The organism is Gangjinia marincola, from assembly GCF_039523415.1.
In the GTDB taxonomy this organism is placed as follows: Bacteria; Bacteroidota; Bacteroidia; order Flavobacteriales; family Flavobacteriaceae; genus Gangjinia; species Gangjinia marincola.
Genome location: NZ_BAAAFG010000015.1, coordinates 611448 through 636887, shown reverse-complemented (window position 1 = coordinate 636887; position 25440 = coordinate 611448). Strand labels below are relative to the sequence as shown.

The following is a 25440-nucleotide window of genomic DNA, read 5'->3' as shown; positions in this document are numbered from 1 at the left end:
TATACATGTCATTTTCAGATTTATTTGGTAGCGGTGAACACACCCGAAACGTAAGTCACTTTGCCTCTATTGTGCGCTTAGCGATTGTTGATGGTGATCTTAATGAAGAAGAATTCGCATTGCTGGGAAGATTTTCAAGACGCTTAGATATTAGTGTAGAAGAGTATAAAAAGATCCTTAAAAATCCTGAAGGCTATCCCATCAATCCGCCAGATAGCAAGCAAAAACGCCTGGAGCGTTTACACGATTTATTTAAAATCATTTTTGCTGATCGCGAAATTGATGATGAAGAATTGAATTTGGTGAGCAAATATGCCATCGGCCTTGGTTTTAGCGATGATGAAGCTGTTAAAATAATTAAACGGTCTGTAGATATTATGAGCGGGCACTTAAGTTTTGAAGATTACGAGTATTTGTTGAATCGGTAAGCAATTCACTAACCCTCTTTCTGCATAAATTCTTCTGCTTTTTCGACCATTTTTTTGCTTCCGCAGAAGAACGGTACGCGCTGGTGAAGTTCTGTGGGTTGAATGTCTAGTATTCTAGTGAAGCCATCGCTAGCCTTACCCCCGGCCTGCTCCACAATCATCGCCATGGGATTACATTCGTACAGCAATCGCAATTTTCCATTTGGTGCGGTAGAAGTTTCTGGATAAATGTAAATACCTCCTTTTAGCATGTTGCGGTGGATATCTGCTACCAGCGATCCAATATAACGTGATGTGTAGGGGCGATCCTCTTCTTCTAACTGACAGTATTTTAAATAATTTTTTACTCCTTGCGGAAATTTAATGTAATTCCCCTCATTAATCGAATAGATTTTACCGGTTTCTGCCAGTTTTATATTTGGATGTGAAAGATAATAGGTTCCAATTGCCGGATTTAGGGTAAAGCCATTCACTCCATGTCCTGTAGTATAAACCATCATGGTACTTGTCCCGTACATAATATAGCCCGCGGCAACTTGATTTCTTCCGGGTTGGAGAAAATCTTTTAAAGTTACAGGTGTTCCTTCGGGTGTAATCCTACGATAAATTGAAAATATTGTCCCTACTGAAATATTTACATCGATATTTGAGCTTCCATCCAGCGGATCTATCAGTACGACATATTTATTTTGATGATCTTTGTTATGCCCTTTAATCGTAATGAAATCGTCTTCCTCTTCTGAAGCTATTCCGCAGACAATTTCTCTGTTCGTGAGGGTTTGAATGAATTTTTCATTGGCATACACATCCAGTTTTTGCTGCTCTTCTCCCTGAATATTGGTGTCACCAACTGCGCCGGTAATATCCACTAAGCCGGCCTTGTTTACTTCGTGATTTACCACCTTAGCGGCCAACCGAATGGAATTGATAAGACGAGATAGCTCTCCTGTAGAGTAGGCAAATTCTGATTGATTCCCTATGATAAATTCTCCTAAGGTTTGCACTTTTGATGACATGTGGTTGATTTGAGGTTTGAGCCGCAAAAATATCAAAATAAAGAAGAACTATAACGTTTTCGTAAAGATTCTAATTAAAATTCAATGCCTATTTTTACCTCAAATTAATTTCATGGATTTTATTATACGAAAAGCAACTGTAAATGACGTGCCTGCTGTTCTTGAGCTAATTCAGCAACTAGCTGATTTTGAGAAAGAACCAGGGGCTGTTGAGGTTACGCTTAAAGAATTAGAACAGGCGGGCTTTGGGGATTCCCCACAATTTACTTGTTTTGTTGCAGAGGTCAATAATTCAATTCATGGTATGGCGCTGGTTTATTTTAGATTCTCTACTTGGAAGGGTAAAACCGTACATCTGGAAGACCTCATTGTTCACAAAGACTGGCGCAGAAAAGGATTAGGAGTAGCTCTATATAAACGTGTACTGGAATATGCCAAGAATGAGGGAGTACGCCGCGTAGAATGGGTAGTATTAGACTGGAATACACCTGCAATAAATTTTTATAAAAAAAGTGGTGCCAATGTGCTTAAAGATTGGTACACTGTCCAAATGAGTGAACAACAAATTTCTTATTACCTAAGTTCAAATTGATGAATGTATTTAAATTTGGCGGAGCATCAGTAAAAGATGCTAGCGCTGTTAGGAATGTCCTTACTGTCTTGCGAAAAACAGGACCTAAAAATAAGTTAGTCGTTGTTTCTGCTATGGGTAAAACAACCAATGCACTGGAACGTGTTATTCAGGATTACCTCAATCAAAAAGGATCTGAAAAACAGGCGCTTCAAGAAGTGATTACATATCACGAGGGTATTATTGATGAGCTTTTTCCTAAAGGTCATGAAATCCATCAAAAAGTAGCCACCTGGTTTGATGGTCTTTTACACTTTTTATCCTGGAATAAATCGACCACCTATGATTTTGTTTACGATCAAATCATTTGTTTTGGTGAATTGATTAGTACAACGATCATTAGCGAATTTCTTAGTCTTCATGACATCAAAAACCACTGGATTGATGCCCGTGAATATGTGAAAACAAATGATGTCTATAGAGATGCAAATGTAGACTGGGAAGGTAGTTATGAAGCGATTCAAACTATAGACGCAAGGGATACGCTTACGATCACCCAAGGTTTTATTGGATCCCAACAAAATAACTTTACCACCACACTTGGCCGGGAAGGGAGTGATTACACCGCTGCGATATTTGCTTACTGCCTTAATGCGAATGATGTCACTATTTGGAAAGACGTGCCCGGTGTTCTTAATGGAGATCCCAGGGTGTTTAAGGATACCCAATTGCTACATCAAATATCCTATGAAGAAGCTATTGAACTAGCTTTTTACGGGGCATCTGTCATTCACCCTAAAACATTACAGCCTTTGCAGCGTAAGGAGATTCCACTATACGTAAAGTCATTTTTACATCCCGAAAACCCGGGGACAGCTGTAAGTAAAGGACAGGTGATTGACCCGTTGATTCCTTGTTTTATCGTTAAAAAGGCTCAGGTGCTGATCTCATTATCTTCTCTTGATTTTTCGTTTATCGTAGAAGATAATATCAGTGAGATTTTTAGTCTGTTTCATAAATATCAAATTAAGGTGGATCTTATTCAAAACTCTGCGATCAGCTTTTCAATTTGTATAGATAATAGATTCAATTTATTAGAAAAATTAATCAATCACCTAAAAGCAAAGTTTAAAGTAACATTTACTAAAGATGTTAGTCTTTATACTATACGACACTTTACGCAGGATGCCATTGACACTATTGAATCGGGAAAAGAAGTTTTATTAAAACAGCTTACACAAGAAACTATTCAACTAGTGATAAAAGAATAGTTAACACTTGCAACTTAGGTTTTTTATCTTTGTGTGAATAAGGTACGTATGGGATTTGTAAATGCACAGGAGGTCGCTCATGTTCTCAAGTTAGATAAACTGGGGGCATTAGGACGTGGTATAGGAAAATTACTTTTAAAAGCCACCAAGCTCTCTGCACTAAACAACGTATATGAAACCCGAAAAAAACTAAATGCAGAAGACTTTCTCACATCACTCCTCAACCGCTTTGAGGTAGAATACGAAATCCCTGAAGAAGATTTAAAGCGCATTCCAAAAGAAGGTCCGTTTATCACGATTTCCAATCACCCTTTAGGAGGGATTGACGGAATTATTCTCCTGAAAATACTGCTGGAGAAACGAAAGGACTTTAAGGTAATCGCAAACTTTTTATTGCATCGGGTAGAGCCGATCAAACCTTATGTTATGCCTGTGAATCCTTTTGAAGATCACAAAGAGGCTAAATCAAGTTTACAGGGATTAAAAGAAGCTATTACGCATCTAAAACAAGGACACGCATTGGGGATTTTTCCGGCAGGTGAGGTTTCTACTCATAAAGAAGGAAAGCTTATTGTGGATCGGCCTTGGGAGGCTTCGGCAATGCGATTAATTCAAAAAGCTGATGTCCCGGTAATTCCAATCTACTTTCATGCGAGAAATAGTAAACTTTTCTATCGCCTTTCCGCGTTAAGCGGAATATTTAGAACTGCCCAACTGCCCCGGGAGATGCTTACGCAGAAAAATCGAAAAATCAACATACGTATTGGTCGACCTATTTTACCTAAGGACCAAAAGGAACATGAAAGTTTGGAAGAATTCACTGATTTCCTTCGGAAGAAAACCTACATGCTTCGAAATACCTATGACAAGAAACAGAGTTTAATCAAGACGATTCCAAAGAATCTGAAGATCTCAAAAACGCCTAAGAAAATTGCCGGTGAAACGGAAGAGTCTTCTATGCGCACCGAAATCGAATTTTGCCGAAACAATGACAAGCGATTGTTAGAAACAAAAAATTACGAAGTCTTTTTGGCTAAAAAGGAAACTATTCCAAATATCTTAAGAGAAATTGGCCGGCTACGGGAGATCACTTTTAGGGCGATTGGCGAGGGAAGTAATAAACCCATTGATCTGGATAAATTTGATGACTACTATCACCATATGTTCTTGTGGGATAATGAAGCGCATAAAATCGCCGGTGCTTATCGTATGGGGATGGGGGAAGAAATATTCGCAACCCACGGGATTGACGGATTTTATCTGCAAGAATTGTTTCGGTTTGAACCAGAACTGTATAGAATGATGAGTCAATCCATTGAGATGGGTAGAGCGTTTATCATCAATGAATATCAACAAAAGCCTTTACCACTTTTCCTGCTTTGGAAAGGCATCGTGCATTGTACATTGCGTTTTCCCTCTCATCAATATTTAATCGGCGGAGTAAGTATTAGCGATAAATTTTCGGCATTTTCAAAATCCCTGATGATTGAATTTATGATGTCTCATTATTACGATCCTTTTGTGGCACAGTATGTACGACCTAAAAAAGAATTTAAAGTAAAATTAAATGATGCCGACAAAGATTTTGTTTTTGACGAAACAAAAGCAGATTTAGGCAAATTTGATAAGATTATTGACGAGATAGAACCTGGTTCTTTACGTATGCCTGTACTTTTAAAAAAGTATGTAAAGCAGAATGCCCGGGTAGTTGCGTTTAATGTTGATCCCCATTTTAATAATTCTGTAGATGGGTTGATGTACATCAAAATAGCCGACTTACCCGAAGGTACTGTAAAACCCGTGATGGAAGAGTTTCAGGCAGAAATTGAGCGAAAGATGATGGAAAAAAATGAGCGCTAAATTCTTTGTCCTTCTATTTCTTTGTACACTTTTGTCTCAGGCCCAAGCGATCAAAGGACGCGTTTTTGATGCCCTAACCAAAGAGCCCTTACAGGATGTTTCGGTGTACTATGATGGAACAACAACCGGAGTGATTACAAATCCAGAAGGTTATTTTGAAATAAAAAAAATCAATGGTATCGCTCCGCTGATTATTAGCTACACAGGATATTCTCCTAAACTATTTGAGCAAGAGGCTATACCCAATAACCCCTTTGACGTTTACCTAATAGAATCCAGAGAAAAACTAATGGATGTAGTGATCGAAGCTGATCCCTGGTCCAGAGAACGTAAAGAAAAACAGTTCAAAAAAGAATTTTTAGGTAAAACCATCGCTTCTCAAGAATGTACCATCCTAAATTTAGAAAAGGTAGAATTAAAGTTTAGTCCATCAAATCAAACATTATATGCCTGGTGTGATGAACCTATTCTTATAGAGAATAAACATCTGGGGTATAAGGTTTCATTTAATTTGCAAGACTTTGAAGTCCTTTATACTACTACAGAGATGGGATTAATCATGAAAAAGCAGTCCTTTTTTTCCGGAACAAGCTTCTTTAATCCTTTTGAGAAAACCAGAAAGAAATACATCAAAAACAGAAAAAACACCTATTTAGGTTCATCCATGCATTATCTAAGGGCACTAAGAGACAAAAAAATAGCTGAAGAAAAATTTAGAACCTTTCATAAAGGATTTGAGACCATGCCTTATCGCTACTATAATATCTCCAATGAAGAAAATGGTTTGACCAAGATCAGTATGCTGGTAGACAAGTTAACGATAGTGTATAACTCTTTATCTGATCAATCAATGATTATCAAAAATCCAGGTATTGATCACTTTTATATTGATTCGACGGGACTTTTTATTCCTTACGGAGCAATTATGTATAGCGGCGTTTTTGGATTAGAAGGAGTGGGTACAATGTTACCCTCAGATTACAAGGTGGATTGAGAATACTCTTGTGCAAAATTTTCAACATAACGCTTTATTTGATCTCTAGTTACCTTAAAAGCCTGTTCAATCTCTTCTCTGGTCCCTTTTACCTTTGATGGATCACTAAAATTATGATGTAGTCTTACGGCTTTTTTTGACGGAATGAAAGGGCAGTTTTCATTGGCATGATCACAAACGGTAAGGATATAATCAAAATTTACATCCTTGTATTCATCTACATGATTTGACGTATGTGCAGAGATATCTATATTATCCCTTTTCATGATCGCGACCGCACCTGGATTGAGCCCGTGGGTTTCTATGCCTGCACTATAGATGTTAGCTTTATCTCCTAAAAAGTGATTAAAATAGCCGTGGGCCATTTGGCTGCGACAGCTATTACCCGTACAAAGGACTAAAATGCTTTTTTTCATTGTATTGTTTTAGCAGCAGCCACTACCGGGAGCACACGCATTTTCTGCTTGTAAAGTTGCTTCAGGGATTCCACAGGCCTCTTTGGCTTTACAGTCGGTAGCCTTTGTGTGAAGCTGAATAATTAATTTTCCTTCGGCAGAAGCGATTTTTTGAACAGGCATGATCGATGTGTGAAAATCAGCATTACTGTACTCAAATTTCACCTCGGCATTGCGATCCATGGTTCTAATCTGGTCTACTTTAGTCAAGATTCCCAAGGCTTTGTATGCGGTCATGTGGGTATTAGTTTCTTTATCTTCCGGACTTTCCCACAATTGGATAATGGTTTCATTCCACTGCTCTGCCTCTCCCCCACAATTAACTGCGTCAATCCGAGTATTTTTTATTTCAGTGATATGGTAATTGGCTCCAACATATAGATTGGGCTGATACTCAAACAGTAATGATTTACCCTGATGTTCCTTTAATAAATCCAAAAATTCTCTTGTTGACATAGTATAAAAATTAACAGCATTTCGCTGCTGTGGAGGTGAAAAATTTATGTAATGATTCTTGAAATCTTGTCAATTCCTGAAGGTCTATACAATACGAAAAACTCTTACCTTCAAACTTCCCTTTTAAAATACCTGCTCTTCGCATGACTTGAAGATGCTGTGAAGTAGTAGGTTGTGAAAGACCAATCTCTTCAGAAATATCGGTGCAAATACATTCAGGTTGCTTGCTAATATAATTAAGGATTTCAATACGAGCAGGATGAGCCAGTACTTTAGCAATCGCTGCTAAGTGATTCGTTTCTTTTGTATAGATATTATGTTTTGTGGCTCCCAAAATTTTAGTTTAATAATTCAAAGATAATCATATCATCGTAATATTGCAATATTACGATGATACAAATAAATAAAAGTATTTCACCTATTTTAGCTCCTCGTCTATAGGTTCCCATAGTTCAATTTTATTCCCATCTGGATCCATTATCCAACCAAATTTTCCATAGCTATATTCTTTAATTGTTCCAACTTGTTGGACTCCTTCTGCTTTGAGAATACTCATGAGTTCTGTAAGATTCTCTACCCTAAAATTCATCATGAATTCTTTTTTACTAGGTTCCAAATAAGTTGTATCCCGATCAAATACACTCCACTGCGTAGAAGCCTCATTTCCTTCTTTGTCTTTCCACCAAAAAGTAGCGCCATATTCATCTACCGGTAATCCCAGATGCTTACCATACCATTCTTTAAGTTCTTTTGGTTGATTGCTTTTAAAAAAGAAGCCGCCCAGTCCTGTTACTCTTTTTTTCATAATTTATTTTTTGATATTCTTTTCGTAGAGTTTAATCCATTCATCTGCCGTCATCTGCTGAGCTAATTCTTTTAAAAGCTGATAAGGTATTTGATCCATTTTTTTAAATCGAATGCAACTTTTACCCATATCCAGTTTACGGGTTACTTGCCGGATGTATTGTCTTTTAAACCATTCCAATAGCTCTTGATCTGCATAGAGTCCGTTGTGATAAATTGCGATGTAGTTTTTTTGAGAAGCAATATTGATGAAAGGTAAGGGAAGATCAGGATTTACATGATACCCTGCCGGATAAATGGATTTAGGCACCACAAATCCTATCATTCCATAGCTTAATTGTTCTTCAAATCCCGAAGGCAAATTTCTTTTGAAAAGATCACATAAATTCTCTACAACCTCTTTCCGGTCTGCAGAAAGTGTCTTAACGTAGTCCTCTACCGATGTGATTTTTGTTGCCAATTAAGTTGCTAGTTTAAAATCTGGACAATCCATACGTAGCTCTTCCTTTTGCATGGGTTTATGATATTGCATACAAAATGAACGTATGTCAGAATACCTAAACATCGCACAATTCTTACACATTCTACTCTTTGAGGTCACCTCTGTCTTTTGTAGTTTTTCAACAACATTCATTAGTCCGTCAAAAACAACTTCTTTATAGGTAACATCCATCTTTGCAACACTACGCGCAAGAGGGGCTGCGTAATCATTTAAGTCATAAGAAAGCTGCTCTCCTTTTTTGGTGAGATGCAGTCTAAATCTGCGGGCGTCATTTTTATCTGTCACTTTATACAACAGATCTTTTTTAATAAGCGTTTTTACTGTATCGCTCATTGTTGCCTTGGACACATTAAACTCTTTTGAAAGGTATCCCACGGTCGCCATCTCAATATCGTGGTATTTAATGAACAGTACTGTTCTTATTTGGGTGGGACTAAGGTTTAATTTTTCACTGGTTCGCCATAACAATGATTTATAGGCTTCAAAAATGTTTTCTAGAGCAATGAAAATTTTTGCATCCAATGAACTTTGCTGTTGATCTAGATCGTAAACGTTTACCATATATGATTCAGTTAGTTATACATTTAAAATTACTAAATAATCCATTGGTTAGTTTTACTACCTATTTACAGCTCATCCCAGTATATCTGTATTTTATCGAAATCGATGTAGTTCGTTAAAACCATAAGTAATTACTCTTAAATAGTTTCAACTATTTTAATTTCAGCAACATACGTCACAAATTATATGTTATTAGGAGTACTAACTATATGAAAAGCATCTTTTTTTTATGCCTTCGGAAAAGATTTCACGATCTTATTAACAATTGTCTGTGCTAATTTTACTTTACTTTCTACCGTCCAACCTGCTACATGGGGAGATAAAATTACATTCTCTGCCTTTAACAAATAATTAAAGGCTTCCGGAAGATAAATTGCTTCTCCTTCTTTAAAAAAATTCTCAAATGAAGATGTTTCGTATTCAAGCACATCTAATCCTGCTCCTAATATTTTTCTGCTTTTAAGTGCATTTACTAAGTCTTTTGTTACTACACTTTTTCCTCTCGCAGTGTTGATGAGCCAAAATTTTTTTTTCATCTTCGCTATAAACTCATTATTGATAAGGCCTATGGTTAGATTCGTAAGTGGCGTATGCAGGCTTATTACATCTGCTTTTTGTTGTAGTTCAACAAGATTAACTTGTCTGGCGAATTCATTACCTACATCTTTTTGAATGTCATAGCATAGGACATCTACATCAAATCCTTGTAGTTTTTTCGCAAAGGCATTACCCATGTTACCATAGCCAATAATGCCAATGGTTTTTCCTTCCAGTTCAATTCCGCGGTTTCCTTCTCTATCCCAAATTCCCTCCCGAACCTTATGATTTGCGCTATTGAGTTTATTTAGTAGTGAGAGAAGCATTCCCAAGGCATGTTCGCCAACTGCGTTTCGGTTACCTTCAGGAGCATTGAACAATTGAATATTTCTTTCTTCCGCGAAGGCCGTATCAATATTTTCTAAACCTGCGCCTACTCGACCAATAAACTTTAAGGATGTTGCTTTCTCTAAAAATGATCGATCAACTGGGAATCTGCTGCGTATTACGATCCCATCATACTGCATAATCTTATCCTCAATCTCAGCTTTGGTTGACGTATAGTCTTCATCGTTTTGAAAACCAGCTTGATCGAGTTGGTCAATTAATAGTGGGTGATTTTTATCTAGGTGTAGTATTTTCATAGTAGAAAACTAAATTCCCAACACCATTTTTGCAATATAGAAGTAAATCAAAATTCCAAAGATGTCATTGCTGGTTGTGATGAAGGGTCCAGTGGCAATCGCAGGATCGATGTCCCTTTTATGAAGAAATAACGGCACAAATGTACCTACTAATCCCGCCACTACGATAACAATGATCAATGACAGAGAGATGGCCAAGGCTGTTAAGAAATCGCCTTTCCACATATACGTAAAACCTAAAAGGAGAATGGCAAGTATCACCCCATTGAGTAAGGCCAATAACATTTCTTTTAATAAGCGGTTCACCAAACTTTCTTTAAGGTCATCGTTTGCTAATCCCTGAACTATAATTGCACTGGATTGCACCCCAACATTCCCTGCCATTGCAGCAATTAAAGGAGTAAAAAAGAAAAGGATCGTGTAATTTTCAAGGATATCCTCAAAGCTACCCATAATCATGGCCGCCCCTAAACCACCTAACAATCCTAATACTAACCAAGGTAGGCGTGCTCTGGTATGGCGTAAAATGCTATCATCTGCCTCTACATCTTGAGACAGACCTGCGGCCATTTGGTAATCCTTTTCGGCTTCATCCCGTATAAAATCCAAGATATCATCAATCGTGACCCGGCCCACCAGGCGATTGAGGTCATCTACTACGGGAATGGCCTCTAAATCATATTTTTGCATGATACGGGCAACTTCTTCGGCTTCGGTATGCACATTAACAAAATCTACTTTAGGAATGTAGATCTCTGAAATTTTTGTTGCAGTGTCTGAAGTTAATAAATCCTTTAATGATAATCGGCCAATGAGTTTATCGTGCTTATCCACTACATAGACAGAATGAACCCGAGTAACATTCTTTGCCTGCGAACGCATTTTTCTTACGCAACCGGCTACCGTCCAGGTTTCTCTTACTCGTACTAATTCTTTAGCCATTAGTCCCCCTGCAGAATTCTCTTCATAACTTAACAGCTCTACAATGTCCTTAGCGCGATCCTCATCTTCAATTTGAGAAATAACATTCTCAACGCGATTGCTTGGGAGTTCGCTTATGACATCTGCTGCATCATCAGAGTCCATTTCTTCGACCTCTTCAGCAATTTCTTTGGCAGAAAGATTATCCAAAATTCGCTCACGCACCTCTTCTTCTAACTCCATCAAAATATCAGATGTACGCTGGCTATCGAGTAATTTAATCAAATAAGTCGCCTGATCCAGGGTAAGATCGTCGATAATCTCTGCGATATCTGCAAAATGATATTCTTCAAAAAGAGTTGTAAGTTCTCTATCGTTTTGCAGGTTTATAAGCGAGGTGATATTCTCTAGAAGCTCATCAGTGAGTTGAAAGGTCATTGCTTTCTATTTTTTTAGTAAGCGAAATAAATTGAGCTACGCTCAGCTGTTCTGGTCGTGCATCAAAGATAGTATCTTCTTTAAGATTATCTGATAATTGAAACACTTTTAAGCTATTGCGCAAGGTTTTTCTGCGTTGTTGAAACGCTTGCTTTACTACCCTAAAAAATAATCGTTCGTCACACCCAAGATCCAATTGATCTTTTCTAGTGAGCCTGATCACTCCGCTTTGTATCTTTGGTGGAGGATTAAATACTTGCGGATGTACTGTAAAAAGGTATTCTGCCTCATAAAATGCTTGTACTAAAACTGATAGGATTCCGTAGGTTTTGCTACCTTCCTTTTCGCAAATACGCTTGGCAACTTCTTTTTGAAACATTCCGCTAAACTCTGGAACACGCTCTTTATGTTCTAAGAGTTTAAAGACAATCTGAGTTGAAATGTTGTACGGAAAGTTTCCAATGATCGCAAAAGGCTCTCCGTCAATCATACTGTTTAAATCAACACTCAAAAAATCTGCTTCCAGAACGATAAAATTATTCTCTTTGATGAGTTTAGGATGTTCTAGCGGAAAACTATGATTAAGGTAGACGATTGATTCTGTATCGACATCCATTGCTACTAGCTTGAGGTCTTTTTGCAAAAGATGCTTGGTTAACACTCCGGTACCTGGTCCAATTTCAATCACATGCTCATATCCCTGAAGCGTAAGTGTATCTGCTATTTGTTTCGCAATAGATTCATCGGTTAAAAAATGCTGTCCCAGGTGTTTTTTTGCTTTTACGCCACTTTGATCTGCTGGCTTTTTAACTGAATACTTCTCGTATTTTTTATGTTTCTTCTTTGAGCTGTATCCCATCTTACGCTTGTTCACTTACAATTTCAAGTTCTGTTCTAAACGCGACGAATTTACCTTCAAATGGAGCACTTTTACTTCTTAACAAGATGGCATCCTCTTTATAATAGGCTTCTAAATCTGCTCTGCTTTTGGCAGTATATTGGACTGAATAGGTTACGCCGCCCATTTCTTCTTCGACTAGAACTTTTGACATTAAAGCTTTAATAAATTTTTTGGTGGCCAACATCTGTGGGATATGTTCCTGTTTCATCCATGCCAGCCACTCGTCATGTGCATCTTCATCAATATTGATGGTAACATTATATATGATCATGAATAAAACTATTTGATATCATCCCCGCGTAATCTGCGATAGCGTTTTCTGGCTTCTACAAAAAAGATACTATCAGCATGATTGAAAATGAGTTGTTCGTAATACTGTTTGGCTTTTACGGGATTATCAAGATGTAATTCATAGATTTCGGCCGCGTTAAAAAGTGCATCATCTGTAAGGATATCTTCAGGAAAAAACTCAATTATTTTTTCAAAATTTTCCGCGGCAGCGTTATATTCTTTCCTTATTGCATAAATCTGACCTTGTTTAAGCAATACCTCATCCTCTATTCGTTCTCCCTTATGATCTGCTAAAATCTTGTTTAAATGTACGAGTGCATCCTCCTGTTTATTCTGATAAGTTAACAAATCTGCTTTAGCATACTTTTTTAAAGCGGTCTGCGTGCTGTCCTCCAATGAATTATCTCTTATCAATAAACTTAATTGCATGGCATCATTGGCAATAAGCTGAGATGTTGATGATTTTAACACATCTAATTGAGTGAGCGCCCATTCAAAATCACCCTTGTAATAACTTGTTTGAGCTACGTTATATCTTGCTTGTTGAGATAATTCATCATTTTTCACCAACGTTTGTACTTGTGTGTAATAAATAAGTGCCTCATTAAATCGTTCTTTTAATACTAAAATATCTGCCAGCTTCATCTTGATTCGTGCTTTAAGATAGCTGCTTGTCCTATTTTCAATACGTTTCTGTAAGGCTCTCAAATCGTCAATTGCTTCATCTACCTCACCTTGTTTAAATGCCATGAAATCAGCATAATCTAATTGAATGTATGCTGTTTCGAAGTCATTCTCAAAACGATCTAATAAAGACTGATATTCTCCTGCAATTTTATCATATTCTTTTATCGTTGCATTTCCTACTTTAACCTCTAACATTAATTGGTGCGCTCTTAATTTAGTTTCAATGAGTTGTGCCTTATTAATGATAAATTCTAAGGATTTAATCGCAACTTCACTATCATTTTCAGTATAAGCAGTTAATGCTAATTGAATAATACGTTCTAACCCCGTATCTTGATTTCGCATAAAGATGGCCTTCTCCTGAAGCAGAGCCTTGTTAAATTCTTTTTGTTGTGAATACAGCCAGCTTAAAATTTCATTATACAACAAATCAGGAGAATCCTGTAACCGCTTAAGCACTGCATTTTTAAGAGTTATATTAGCTTGAGCCTGAGGATCATCTTTAATAAACTGACTAAAGTTGCGATATACTGTGCTTTGGTACGAAGGGTTTTTGGTCATCAATGACAGATAACTATCAAACATCTTTTCAAGTTTACCCTGTTCGCCATAAATATTGGCTAACTGAATATCAAAATTTGACTTAGGATTGAGTTCCTGGCCAAATTCATACGCCCGTATTGCATAATCCAGCAAGTTATAGTCTGTAAAAGCTTTACCAATACCATAGGCAGAATAAGGTTTTTCTTTAAGTATTTCAAGGGCACTCTCAAAGTATGGTTGTGCCTCTTTTACGTTATCCTGTAGCAAGTAATTTCGTCCCAACTCAATATAATATTGACCAACATTAGGTCGCTTTTTTATTTGTTCCTGAAGTAATACTTCTGCCGCATTGAACTGTTCTAATTGTTGATAAGAAGAAATAATTCCGTTGAATGCCACCGAAGTCTTTTTCTCTTTATACAACCCCTGATACGTTGTTAATGCTTTCTCATATTCTCCCTGATCAAAATAGTTTTTGGCAAGGTCAATAGACTGTGATTGCAGTACATTTACAACAAAGAAAAACAGAACTATAAGCAGGACTCTTAACATCATGTAAATATAATGATTATGCTATTTACTTTGATATTTAATTAATAAGAGTAAACGGATGAAATTTTGAGAATTTTTACCGTATTATTAGCTTGCTTAAAGTTGTCTATAATTTGGTTTACTATATATGTTGGAAAATTAACATGCCTGCTTTACTAATTAAATAGTTGTAAGAATTTATATATGTATCTTATACCTATCTCAAAAGTAAATAGAATAAGTTATCCCAAAGAATAGAATTCTCAACATGCCAGTGATCCCCATTGTTGGATATATGTGTCAAAGTACTTTTTGAGTTACTTTTTCTTTGATGCTTGCCAGTCCATAGTTTTGTTTTTCATGATCCCAGAAAGTACTTTACAGGTGCCAGACATCTTATTATTTTTTAAAATCCCATCAAATTTCATTTTCATTTTACCCATAGGTGTTGACACCATACGATCAAATGAAACTTGACCCTCATTTGAAACAATTATATCAAAATAAGATTCTTTTTCTTTACCTGTATAATTACCATGTTCATCTCTAAGGATGATAATCTCAGTGGTTTTTTCACCTCGTGGCGAGTCAATTGTGATAAGCCATTCACCTGATAAAATATCATCTTGATTTTTTGTAGTAAAAGAAAATGAAATTAATGATAGAAGAACGGTTGTTATAAGAGTTTTCATATATGTATTTAGTTAATTAAAATTCCTGCAAGCTGTAACAAATTAATTTCTGATACTTTTAAATCATATTTTGCTCTAGCGAAATTATTTAGCGCATTCAAAAGATTAATTTGTGCCTGCCTAAATTCTACTGTTGTAATTTGTGCTAGGCTATATTGCTTTTGAGTACGTGTAAAATTAAGTCTGTTTGTTTCTACGTTTTTTGCCTCTGAGCGTAACGTAAATTTGCGATTGATGTAATCCTCGTAAGCATTAAAAATCTCAGTTTTTAATGCTTCATTCGCTCTATAAAGCTCTATTTCACGATTTTTTCTTGTTATTTTAGACGTTTCGATTCTTGTTGCATTATTACCCCCATCGAAAATATTCCAAGATAGATTGAAACCTAAATTGAGTCCATATGCTTCATTAGCTAATGCAAATGATGTTGGTGGGTTTTGGCTTTCATTCCAGTTATAGCTGGCACTACCATTAATTTTTGGTAAAAATTTTGCCTTGTAAATTTTAATATCTAATTCGCTTAATAAAACATTTTGTTGATTTAAGATCGAAGTAATATTATTTTCTTTGGCACTTTCCAAAATCTCATTTTCACTTAGTGGTGCTGCAAAGACAATAGTGGTATCAATGACAAAGGTTTGCTTAACATCTCGTCCTAATATTAAATTAAGATTACGTTTAGCGTTTTTCAAATCTTTATAAGCCGATGCATAGGATATACTATCATTATTTAGATCTACCTGTGCATTTAGTTCATCAAGTTTTGAACCCTGACCATATTTTAATTTTCGTTTGGCGCGTTCTAATCGATCAATAGAGTTTTCAATATTAAGTTTTAAATTATCTTCAATTTGTGCCTGGTAAGCGACATTGTAGTATGCATCGTAAATGGATACTATTGTATTTTCTATTAATTGACGCTCCTGTAATTTTTTAAGATTTGTATTTTCTTCTTTCTTTTCGACATTGAACTTGCGTTCTAACCCGTCAAAAATGGTATATTCTGCCGTGAGGGAAGCGTTATAGGATTCTGTAACAGCATCCTCAACACTCAGACTAGTTCCGTCAGAAAATGTTACATTTTGTGACTCATTTCTATAATTAATTCCTCCAGATGCTGACAAACGTGGTAAATAACCACTGTTAAGCAAACGACTTTCTATGCTTGCAATTTTGGTGTCATTTTTTGAAATACGCAAATCATAATTTTTATCTAATGCAATAGCTATAGCTTTGTCAACCGTAAGTAGCTCTTGCGCTTGTAGAAAATTAAACACACCTAGCGTAAATAGTAAAATTTTAAATCTCTTCTTCATCTGCTTTCATTTCTTTAATGGCACGTTCTACATCTTCGCGACTTGGTTTTTTACCCGTAAATATGTGAGCTAATCTTACCTTTGTACTGTTGGTAAATGATAAAAATATAGGCAGAATAAATAGTGTTAAAACTGTGGCAACGGCTATACCGTATGCAATTGAAATCGCCATCGGGATCAAAAATTGGGCTTGTAAACTTTTCTCAAAAATCAAAGGTGCTAATCCGGCGATTGTGGTTATAGAAGTTAGAAAAATAGCTCTAAATCGTGCCTTTCCGGTTTCAAAAAGTGCCTCATTGACAGTCAAACCACTTTTTAGAAAATCATTGTACTTACCTGTAAATACCAAACCATCATTAACGACTATACCAACCAGACCAATGATCCCTAAATAGGATAGCACATTAACTGGAAATCCATGAATCCAATGCCCCCAAGCCACTCCAATGATCGAAAAAGGCACGAGACCCAATAAGATTAATGGCTGACTGTACGATCTAAATGCAAAAACAATGATGAGATAAATCAAGAAAATGGCAGCGGGAATAACCAACAACGCCGAATCTACAATCTTACCAACCTCACGACTTTGACCACCAGTACTCATAGTTACATCCGGATATTTATCCTGTATGTTCTGGGCAACACGCGTGGTTAGATCTTGGGTGATACTGTTGGGGTTTACGTTTTTTTCGGTTACATCTGCCTCTATAGTCACCTCTCTTTTCCCATTTTTATGGTTAATGGCAACTTCGCCACGTTCAATAGTGTATGATGCGATTTGTGATAATGGTACACGACCATTTTGTGTAACGATTTGAATGTTGTCAATATCTGTTAAGTTTGACCGATTCTCTTTGGCATAACGCACCCATACTTTGACTTCATCCTCACCACGTTGTACACGCTGAATCTCACTACCAAAAAAAGCGCTTCGTACTTGACCCATCACATCGTTTAGGGTAAGACCAAGCAGTGTTGCATTTTCTTTTAAGTTGATATTGATTTCCTTAATCCCTTCTGGGCTACCATCTACAATATCTTTTACACCAGGATTTTTCTCCAACTCATCGTAGATTATTTTTTTAGCGGCGTCAAGTTGAGCTTTTTTTTTACCTTCTATAGAAACTGAAATAGGACTACCGCCAACATTTGCTCCAGAATTAAAGCTCAGTTTTTCTAATCCCGAAATTTTGCCAACTTCTGTTCTAATCGTGTTTGCGATATCTATAGATGTTAGTGTCCTGGTTTCACTTGGTGCCAGATTTACCGTAAGCAATGCTGAAGAACTTCCTGGTCCAATTTTTTTTATCGTAGTGACTATATGATCTTCATCCTTAATGGTTTTTCCTAAATCTTTGTTGACCAACCAAATTTTATCTTCGATATATGAGGCAATACTATCTGTGATACGTTCATTGGTGCCTTGCGGTGTATTAATCGTAATACGTACTTGATCACTGGCATTAGTAGGAAAAAAAGTAACCCCAATAATCTTGCTAGTAAAGCCGCCTATGGTGAGAATAAAGAGGAACAATAAAATAGCAAACGAAAGAAATCTATTATTTAAACTAAACTTAAATGCAGGGCTGTAAATTTTATCTTTGAGAAAATCCATCACTTTGTCTCCCCAAACATTAAACTTGTATTCCTTTTTCTTTACCCCTTGTTTTAAATCTTTACTATGTGCTAAATGTGCAGGTAGAATCAATAGTGCTTCAATGAGTGAAACGGCGAGGGTAAGAATGACAACATATGCAATATCTTCAAAGAATGCACCGATTTGTCCATCTAAAAAGAAAAAGACAGAAAATGCGATGATGGTTGTGGCTATGGCAGACAAAATTGGCACCAAGACGTCCAATGTGCCTCGTACAGCGGCCTTGTATGGATTGTCCCCTTTTTCTGAACGCGCATAAATATTCTCTGCTATGACAATGCCATCATCAACCAAGATACCTATAACGAGAATCATCCCAAATAAAGAGAGCATATTTAGGGTGACGCCAAATTCTCCAAGTATAATAAACATCCCAAAGAACGATATTGGCAACCCAAATGCCACCCAAAATGCTACGCCCGGTCTTAAGAAAAAGGAAAGTAGAATAAGCACCAAAATCATACCTACGATGGCATTTTCCAGCAATAGCGATATGCGATCATTGATAGATGCCGAAGAATCTGTAATCACGGTTAATTCTATATTATCATGTGACTTGTTATAATTTTCAATGTATTGTTTGACCTTTTCTGCACTACCGATAAGGTCTTCACTGTTCGTATTGGTGACCGAAAATGTGATGGCATTGTTACCATTGATGACTAGACTCTCTGGTGTTTCACTAAACCGGTTGGCGATGGTCGCCACGTCTTTTAAAAGTACCTTGTCCCCGTTTATGGTACTTTTTACAACGATATCCTGAAAATCATTCGCATAATATTCTTTATTGTCTGCACGAATGAGATACTCTTCATTACTAGTTTTTATAGAACCTCCTGAAATTAAAATATTGGAATTGCTCACTGCTCTTGAAATATCATCAAAACTAAGGTTGTAGTTTCTTAGTGTAATTTCATTGACCGCAATTTCAATTTCTTCTTCAGGGAAACCCTCAAGGGCAATTTGAGAGATACCATCAATAGCAATAAGATCTTCTTCAATCTCTTGGCTTATGGATTTAAGCATGGATAAAGGCACATTATCTGCGCTAATAGAGAATACAATAGACTCACGCACGGGATCAACTTTTTGTACGACTGGTGGCTCAATGTTTCTAGGAAAAGAAGCAATACGATCTACAGCATTTTTGACTTCGTCCAGTATATTATTAATATCAAAATCTGAAAATATTTCTACGGTTACAGTACCCAAATTTTCCTGAGATACAGAAGTTACCTGATCAATTCCATCAATACCTTCAAGGTTTTTTTCTATTTTCTCGATGACACCTTCTTCAACTTCTTGTGGGGATGCTCCCGGATAGGTTACAGAAACCGTAATTAAGGATGGATCTGCTAGGGGAAAGAAAGACGAGTTTAAATTTTGATATCCCAGATATCCAAAGATGAAAAAACCTATAATAAAAATGTTTACTGCAACAGGGTATTTTATAAAATAGGCTATAAAATTTTTCATTTGCCTATGGTTTTGGTCTCCACAGTAGTACCCGGATTGAGATTAGTTACTTCTGTCACTAATACCATATTATTTGTCAAGCCTTTTACTAATAGGGTATCATCATTATAATCAACGATATGAATTGTTTGTAGTACTAATTTATCATCTTCGACAATGAAAACCTGATTATTATTTTTGAGTAATTTTGAGGGTATTTCAACAGCATCTTTAATCAAACTCCCTTTTATGTTTGCTTTGAGGTATTGACCGTCTTGAAAATCCGTTCCACTCAACTCAATAATTACTAAAATGGTTTGTGTTTCTCGGTCTATTTTTGAGCTTAGACGGGATATTTTAGCAGTATAAGATTGTTGATTATTGATGGTTGAAAGCTCAACTATTGAGCCTTGAGTAAAATATTCTTTTTCGGTAGCAGGAACTTTAAGTTCAAGTTCAAAAACACTTCCATCGATAAATTCGCCAAGTTTTTGTCCGCTTCTTACTAAAGCACCTGCATTGACTAAAGTTTCAGTAATCTCACCATTAAATGGTGCCGAAATGTAATATTTAGACAATCTGGCTTCAAGATTCTTTACCGTATAGTAAGTTTGGTAAACATTCTTACCTGTTACGAATAACTTTTCCTGTTCTGAGGTTGCTTCCGGCAATGGTTTTAACCTGGACTTCACATCAAAATTTTGCAAATAGTTCTGCCATTTTTGATAGTCGTTGGGGTAGTCGATTTCCATATCGGGCATCATGGCAGCAATCTGATTGATAAGGTTGCTACGGTTACTTTGTACTTGCGCCAAGTGCTCTTCGCTGTTTATAGATAATATGGTTTCGCCTTTTTTGAAGGTTGTGCCAACTTTAAATGACTTTCTTGAATTGTGTAAAACACCTTGGACCTCGCTGTATAATTCTATTTGCTGCTTTGCGGTTAGTGTACCAGTAGCCTCTACGGTATAAGGAATATTTTTTAAGGTAATTTTTTTAGTTTCAACTATTTGTTTTATATCACGTTGCACTAATTCTTTAGATGCTGTTTCGTTATTTTTATTTAATAGAAAGAAAAACAGAAAACCCAAGCCTAAAACTATGATTCCAATAAGGACCGTGCTGTATTTTTTCATTTGTTTAATTAAATTTTCGCTTAACAAACCAAACATCATTAAAACTCAAGTTGAAATTGAGAAGATTGTAATTTTCTTGAATCAATATTCCATTAGTACTGCCCCGTAACCCCCTGCTATAAGAGATATTCAATACTGAATTAAATCTAGAGAACGGCAGTCCAACGCCTATAGATCCTTCAAAAGAGTCTATTTGTTCACTATTTACTTGCAAGTATCCTGAATTGTAACTAAATCCTCCTCTTAGTTCAATACGTTTGAGATAACTGAGAGAAGTAGGGTCAGTCGTATATGAAATTCCAATCCCCATTAGATCTTGATCTACGTAGTCACCAATATTGTCGCTTTGTTTTGTATCATCCCAAAATTTTCTTTTGTAATCTAGATTGAAAAAAAAGTTGGATTTAATTTGGTAAGTGATTCCTGTTCCTAGTTCCAGAGGAAGCTTAAAGTCTGGTGTGTCCAGATCATTTTCGTCCTCTACTTCAAAAGGAATAAAATCCAAGGATTTTTGCACACGCTGATCTCTCGAACCCTTGAGATTTGAAGGTGAATCAATTACAAACCCAAGTTGTAAGGTTTTAAATGGTTCAAATTGTAATCCGCCTCCAAATCTAAATCCGCTATAAAAGTTTTCTCTCTCAATATTTAAGAAACTCTCACCGGCGATGATATTTTCATTCTCCTCAATTTTACCAAAGTTGTATGAGGCGTATAAACCGAGATTTAAAATATCAAAAAACTTTCTTCCATAGGTTAATTTTAGATCGTTGATACCACCTTCGCCCAATATATTACTGGTGTATTGATCGTTACTTCCTTCAATAGATGTTTGAATCCCAATTAAAGAATAACCTACACTAGTTTTAGGAATCAATGATAACCCTATCCCTGAGTTTTCATCTAGTGCAAATCCAAAATTTATATTAGAAAAATTGGTTGTTAATCGAATCTCTGATTCTCGACTTGTTGAAATTTCATTCAACTCTGAGTATATTCCTACGTCAAACAAAAAGCGTTGTTTAGGAATGTCTGCAAATGAAGCAGGATTTAAAACATTTAAAAGAAGGTCACTCTTCATAGCGATGCCCGTATCACCCATGCCACTATTACGTCCAACATTTGAACTACTCTCTGTTCCCAATCCAAAAAGTGAATAGGGAGAGCCAGTTAATGTGTTTTGTTGTGAAAAAAATATAATTGGCATAATATATATGCAACAGATGAAGATTCTGTCAATCATTTTCATCATAAATGGCATATATTACAGACAATTTAGCTTGAATATCATCACTCTCGCTGTCATTTAAAATCATCCTATCTACAGTCGAGTTATAGTTTCGTGGATATATTATTATAGCATCATCAACGAAAAAATCTTCACTGACTTCATTTTCTATATAAATACCTACTGGAATAGTATAATTTAATTCATTAAATTCACTGTTTTCTCCTTCTAATAATCCAAAAACAGCTCCCCCACCATTAGAAACCTGCTCTGTGATTATATTGTTTTGATCTATAATATTAACCACCAATGAATCACGCAATGGCCTAATATCAGAATATGACCCTGCTGTGGGTTGAAGAATTAATGTTGCACTCAAAACAGTACCTGTTCCTATTATATCCTGTACATTACGAATGGTTGGAAATTGAATTCTTGTTGCATACCCAACTCCTGCTTGAATAAAACTCTTATTGCCAGAAGTATTTGACATAAGATTATTTTCTTGGTCATCTAATCCGTCGATCAGTGTATTTTCAGTATTAGATAATATTTGATTAAAAGCTGTTGGCGCTGATGAGGATGTACTTATCACAAAGTCATAAGTAAGACCTTCCTGTACAACTTCATCATCAATAGTATAATAGAATCTCAAATAAGTTTGATTACTATTTCTACTAAAACCTATAATAGCAGAATCGTCTTCTTCACTTGGTTGTAATGTGAATCCTTTAAAGACATCTGTCAAAGACTCTTCATCAATAATATTATCATCCTGTATTGCGTCAAATAGTTCAAATCCAAAATCATAGGGTAAAGAGATATATATAGAATCCTCATCAATAGGTTCTGCCAAAAATTCTTTAGTGGCTAATGGAATAGGGTCAAAATCCAACACATCAACATTATAAAAAACGCTTTCTTCTGGTCTCAGCCGTTCTAAAAGCCTGTGAATAGAAATTGTTGATATCTTAGTTGTGTCATTATAGAAATAATTATCATAACCCAGTATTAATGCGACACTGTCTAATTCTGCCTCATTATCGATAGTATATGAAACTGGTTGTAACTGCATAAAAGAAGCGGCCATCGTTTCTCCAAAAAACTCATCTGTATATTTCCCTATCAAAAGACGATTACTACTTGAAGTGTTAATACTATCGAATTTAAAAGTAGAAAGCTCAACTTTAAATGTGTCAATTGTTATTATACGAGTGTTTGAATCTGTAAAATCCTGACCAACTTCCAGCGTTGGAACGTCTTCACTATTAATACTACAGCTTAATGCTAAAAAAATGGTTATTAATATAAAATGGTAATACCTCATACGCCTTAAAAATGTATTTCAAATTAAGGGTAGTGTAAGCCCATAATGAATTAAAATCGACTGACGCTATTCTTTTATCTACTAACGTACATTACTTACAGATCAACAATAAATTGACTTTTTAATAGATGATATTTCCTTTTTCGTAGACTAAATTATATGATAGGTCTAATTGTATTTGACCCCCAATACGACTTATATATTTTTGACCTTATATGCGTATAGTTAAGATTAGTATTATTTTCTTATCAATTTGTGTTTTTAATAGGGTTTATGGTCAATTTTCACACGGTGAATTAGGCCGATTTGAATATAACATTGTTCCAAATCTTGGTGAATCCCAACTAGAAAGGTATCATATTGCTATTAACTTTGGAAAAAAAATAAAAAAGTCACTACTATTGATGGGACTAGATTATTCTTACTATGATATTATCTATAATGAAGCAAATGTTCCTTTTAAAACAGACCCTTTTGAACAATTTCATATTTTTTCGACATCATTCACATATTTAAGGACCCTAAGCAACGGTTGGGCATTAAATCTAACTTTTGCTCCGACGCTTTCCTCAAATTTAGAGAGCAAATTAACCAAGGAAGATATTATATATAATTCATTTCTGGGGATTACTAAAAGATGGCATAAAAACTTGAAAAAATCCCGTCTTCTAATTGGTTTAGCTTATGGGACAAGATTTGGAGAACCACAGTTTTTCCCTTTAATAAATTTCACTAAAACTGTGAATGATAGAATCAAATACTATTTAGGTATTCCAATTACAGGTATTGACTATAGTATTTCTCAAAAAAACAAAATAAGTCTCAAGGCTCAACCTTTGGGGTTCTATGTCAATAATTCTGAAGAGCTTACCGTATTCAAACAAGGAAATTTTGAAAACTCAAAATTGCGCTTAAATATGATAAATTTTAGTGTAGAATATAATCACAAATTTAGCCCTATGATTGAGACGATTTCTAGCTTAGGATATACAATGGTTAATACCTTCGATGTTCTAAATACTGAAAATAATATAATTCATGATTATGATCCAAATGGATCATTTCAATTTTCAATGGGATTAAAAATTAACTTAAATAAGCAATTAAATGAAAACAAAAAAGTTAATAAATAACAGGTTTTTTTTGTTGATCTATCTACAAATAGTATGTATGATACTTACTTCTGTTACAAGCTGTAACGATGATGATGAAGACGAGGACATCATAGGTAACTGGGAAGACAGATCAGTTTACGATGGTGCTCCTAGAAGTAGTGCTGTCGTTTTCACAATAAATAATAAAGCATACGTTGGAACAGGATATGACGGGGATGACCGCTTGAGTGATTTTTGGATCTATGATATCGAAAATGACTTTTGGGAACCAACGCCTATTACAAACTTTCCCGGATCAGCCAGAAGCTCAGCGGTTGCTTTTAGTGTAAATGGAAAAGGATATGTAGGCTTAGGTTTTGATGGTGACAATGAATTAGGAGATTTCTATGAATATAATCCATCATCGAATACCTGGAGTGAGATTGCAGAATTCCCCGGTGGTACAAGAAGAGGTGCCATAGCATTTGAATCTTTGTCTTTTGGATATGTAGGCACAGGTTTTGATGGTGATAATGACCGAAAAGATTTTTACAGATACAATCCCTCAACTAATTCCTGGTCTATCGTAGCTGGATATGGGGGAAATAAAAGGCGAGATGCCTCAACATTTATAATAGGTAATACGGTATATGTGGGTGCCGGCTCATCAAATGGTCTAGTTCTAAACGACTTTTGGTCTTTTGATTTAGAAAGTTCAGAATGGAATCGACTCAATGATCTTGACGATGACGATGATGATTTTGTCGTACGCGCCGGCGGTGTAGGTTTCGCTATTAACGGTAAGGGATATTTCGCCACTGGTAATACTGGGAATGGTATTACGTCAAGTGTATGGGAGTACGATCCAATGACAGAAGATTGGAAAGAAAAAACTGCCTATGAAGGAGTTCCAAGAGAAGACGCTGTGGCTTTATATACACAAGAAAGAGCATTTATAGCTTTGGGAAGAAGCGGTGGACTTTATTTAGATGATAACCACGAATTTTTTCCTCTAGAAGAAGAAGATGAAGACGATTGATAGCCCTGTATAAATTTAGTTTAGCTGAAAACCGGCATAGATTAGCCATATCCTATCTTTGTCGGTTTTTATTTTATAATTT

General features: G+C 35.9%; 25 protein-coding genes. 7 read left to right on the top strand and 18 right to left on the bottom strand.

Features of this window, described 5'->3' with window-relative positions:
* Positions 1 to 5 precede the first annotated feature (5 nt).
* Complete coding sequence (locus tag ABD000_RS10685; RefSeq protein WP_343767185.1) at positions 6 to 428, top strand: TerB family tellurite resistance protein; 423 nt, start codon at positions 6 to 8, stop codon at positions 426 to 428.
* Between the two features lie 8 nt (positions 429 to 436).
* Here ABD000_RS10685 and fbp read toward each other — a convergent pair whose 3' ends face one another.
* A complete protein-coding gene (fbp, locus tag ABD000_RS10680; protein ID WP_343767183.1) occupies positions 437 to 1444 on the bottom strand; it encodes a class 1 fructose-bisphosphatase in 1008 nt (335 codons plus the stop codon).
* A 112-nt stretch (positions 1445 to 1556) separates the two neighbouring features.
* Between fbp and ABD000_RS10675 the strand changes: the two genes are divergently transcribed.
* Genes ABD000_RS10675 through ABD000_RS10660 form a run of 4 tightly spaced genes read left to right on the top strand, consistent with a single transcriptional unit; the run spans position 1557 to position 6140 of the window.
* The gene (locus ABD000_RS10675) at positions 1557 to 2036 is read left to right on the top strand and encodes a GNAT family N-acetyltransferase (RefSeq protein WP_343767180.1); all 480 of its coding nucleotides are present in this window, start codon (positions 1557 to 1559) and stop codon (positions 2034 to 2036) included.
* Positions 2036 to 3286, top strand: a complete 1251-nt coding sequence (locus tag ABD000_RS10670) for an aspartate kinase (protein ID WP_343767177.1) — start codon at positions 2036 to 2038, stop codon at positions 3284 to 3286. Before ABD000_RS10675 ends, ABD000_RS10670 begins: the two co-directional genes overlap by 1 nt.
* A 48-nt stretch (positions 3287 to 3334) precedes the next feature.
* Positions 3335 to 5146, top strand: coding sequence for a GNAT family N-acyltransferase (locus ABD000_RS10665; RefSeq protein ID WP_343767175.1), 1812 nt, complete (start codon positions 3335 to 3337; stop codon positions 5144 to 5146).
* The gene (locus ABD000_RS10660; RefSeq protein ID WP_343767172.1) at positions 5136 to 6140 is read left to right on the top strand and encodes a carboxypeptidase-like regulatory domain-containing protein; all 1005 of its coding nucleotides are present in this window, start codon (positions 5136 to 5138) and stop codon (positions 6138 to 6140) included. Before ABD000_RS10665 ends, ABD000_RS10660 begins: the two co-directional genes overlap by 11 nt.
* On the opposite strand, the gene ABD000_RS10655 is transcribed toward ABD000_RS10660, so the two are convergent.
* The 17 genes from ABD000_RS10655 to ABD000_RS10575 form a co-directional block, all read right to left on the bottom strand.
* Positions 6125 to 6556 carry an arsenate reductase ArsC gene (locus ABD000_RS10655; protein ID WP_343767169.1) on the bottom strand — a complete coding sequence of 144 codons (432 nt, stop codon included), beginning with the start codon at positions 6554 to 6556 and terminating at the stop codon, positions 6125 to 6127. The genes ABD000_RS10660 and ABD000_RS10655 overlap by 16 nt on opposite strands.
* Positions 6557 to 6565: 9 nt before the next feature.
* Positions 6566 to 7051, bottom strand: a complete 486-nt coding sequence (locus tag ABD000_RS10650) for a DUF6428 family protein (protein WP_343767166.1) — start codon at positions 7049 to 7051, stop codon at positions 6566 to 6568.
* 10 nt (positions 7052 to 7061) lie between these two features.
* Positions 7062 to 7385: an ArsR/SmtB family transcription factor gene (locus ABD000_RS10645; RefSeq protein ID WP_343767163.1), complete on the bottom strand. Its 324-nt coding sequence runs from the start codon at positions 7383 to 7385 to the stop codon at positions 7062 to 7064.
* An 84-nt stretch (positions 7386 to 7469) separates the two neighbouring features.
* On the bottom strand, positions 7470 to 7856 hold the full coding sequence (locus ABD000_RS10640) for a VOC family protein (RefSeq protein WP_343767160.1): 387 nt from the start codon (positions 7854 to 7856) through the stop codon (positions 7470 to 7472).
* A gap of 3 nt (positions 7857 to 7859) precedes the next feature.
* Complete coding sequence (locus tag ABD000_RS10635) at positions 7860 to 8315, bottom strand: DUF1801 domain-containing protein (RefSeq protein ID WP_343767158.1); 456 nt, start codon at positions 8313 to 8315, stop codon at positions 7860 to 7862.
* The gene (locus ABD000_RS10630; RefSeq protein ID WP_343767155.1) at positions 8316 to 8918 is read right to left on the bottom strand and encodes a MarR family winged helix-turn-helix transcriptional regulator; all 603 of its coding nucleotides are present in this window, start codon (positions 8916 to 8918) and stop codon (positions 8316 to 8318) included.
* Between the two features lie 227 nt (positions 8919 to 9145).
* Complete coding sequence (locus tag ABD000_RS10625; RefSeq protein ID WP_343767152.1) at positions 9146 to 10099, bottom strand: 2-hydroxyacid dehydrogenase; 954 nt, start codon at positions 10097 to 10099, stop codon at positions 9146 to 9148.
* Positions 10100 to 10108: 9 nt separating this feature from the next.
* Positions 10109 to 11458 (bottom strand): magnesium transporter, encoded by a 1350-nt coding sequence (gene mgtE / locus ABD000_RS10620; RefSeq protein WP_343767150.1) that lies wholly within the window; start codon positions 11456 to 11458, stop codon positions 10109 to 10111.
* Positions 11439 to 12317 carry a 16S rRNA (adenine(1518)-N(6)/adenine(1519)-N(6))-dimethyltransferase RsmA gene (gene rsmA / locus ABD000_RS10615; protein ID WP_343767147.1) on the bottom strand — a complete coding sequence of 293 codons (879 nt, stop codon included), beginning with the start codon at positions 12315 to 12317 and terminating at the stop codon, positions 11439 to 11441. Before rsmA ends, mgtE begins: the two co-directional genes overlap by 20 nt.
* A 1-nt stretch (position 12318) precedes the next feature.
* The gene (locus ABD000_RS10610) at positions 12319 to 12630 is read right to left on the bottom strand and encodes a DUF4286 family protein (RefSeq protein WP_343767144.1); all 312 of its coding nucleotides are present in this window, start codon (positions 12628 to 12630) and stop codon (positions 12319 to 12321) included.
* Between the two features lie 8 nt (positions 12631 to 12638).
* Positions 12639 to 14435, bottom strand: a complete 1797-nt coding sequence (locus ABD000_RS10605) for a tetratricopeptide repeat protein (protein WP_343767141.1) — start codon at positions 14433 to 14435, stop codon at positions 12639 to 12641.
* Between the two features lie 293 nt (positions 14436 to 14728).
* Positions 14729 to 15103 carry a hypothetical protein gene (locus ABD000_RS10600; RefSeq protein WP_343767137.1) on the bottom strand — a complete coding sequence of 125 codons (375 nt, stop codon included), beginning with the start codon at positions 15101 to 15103 and terminating at the stop codon, positions 14729 to 14731.
* An 8-nt stretch (positions 15104 to 15111) separates the two neighbouring features.
* Positions 15112 to 16419, bottom strand: coding sequence for a TolC family protein (locus ABD000_RS10595; protein WP_343767134.1), 1308 nt, complete (start codon positions 16417 to 16419; stop codon positions 15112 to 15114).
* A complete protein-coding gene (locus ABD000_RS10590; RefSeq protein ID WP_343767131.1) occupies positions 16403 to 19555 on the bottom strand; it encodes an efflux RND transporter permease subunit in 3153 nt (1050 codons plus the stop codon). Before ABD000_RS10590 ends, ABD000_RS10595 begins: the two co-directional genes overlap by 17 nt.
* Complete coding sequence (locus tag ABD000_RS10585) at positions 19552 to 20670, bottom strand: efflux RND transporter periplasmic adaptor subunit (RefSeq protein WP_343767128.1); 1119 nt, start codon at positions 20668 to 20670, stop codon at positions 19552 to 19554. The genes ABD000_RS10590 and ABD000_RS10585 overlap by 4 nt, the downstream gene beginning before the upstream one ends.
* Before the next feature lie 4 nt (positions 20671 to 20674).
* Positions 20675 to 21877 carry a BamG family beta-barrel-assembly machinery protein gene (bamG, locus tag ABD000_RS10580; RefSeq protein WP_343767125.1) on the bottom strand — a complete coding sequence of 401 codons (1203 nt, stop codon included), beginning with the start codon at positions 21875 to 21877 and terminating at the stop codon, positions 20675 to 20677.
* A 28-nt stretch (positions 21878 to 21905) separates the two neighbouring features.
* The gene (locus ABD000_RS10575; protein WP_343767121.1) at positions 21906 to 23225 is read right to left on the bottom strand and encodes a DUF4270 family protein; all 1320 of its coding nucleotides are present in this window, start codon (positions 23223 to 23225) and stop codon (positions 21906 to 21908) included.
* 215 nt (positions 23226 to 23440) lie between these two features.
* Between ABD000_RS10575 and ABD000_RS10570 the strand changes: the two genes are divergently transcribed.
* On the top strand, positions 23441 to 24358 hold the full coding sequence (locus ABD000_RS10570; RefSeq protein WP_343767117.1) for a hypothetical protein: 918 nt from the start codon (positions 23441 to 23443) through the stop codon (positions 24356 to 24358).
* Between the two features lie 37 nt (positions 24359 to 24395).
* Complete coding sequence (locus tag ABD000_RS10565; RefSeq protein WP_343767112.1) at positions 24396 to 25358, top strand: Kelch repeat-containing protein; 963 nt, start codon at positions 24396 to 24398, stop codon at positions 25356 to 25358.
* Positions 25359 to 25440 lie beyond the last annotated feature (82 nt).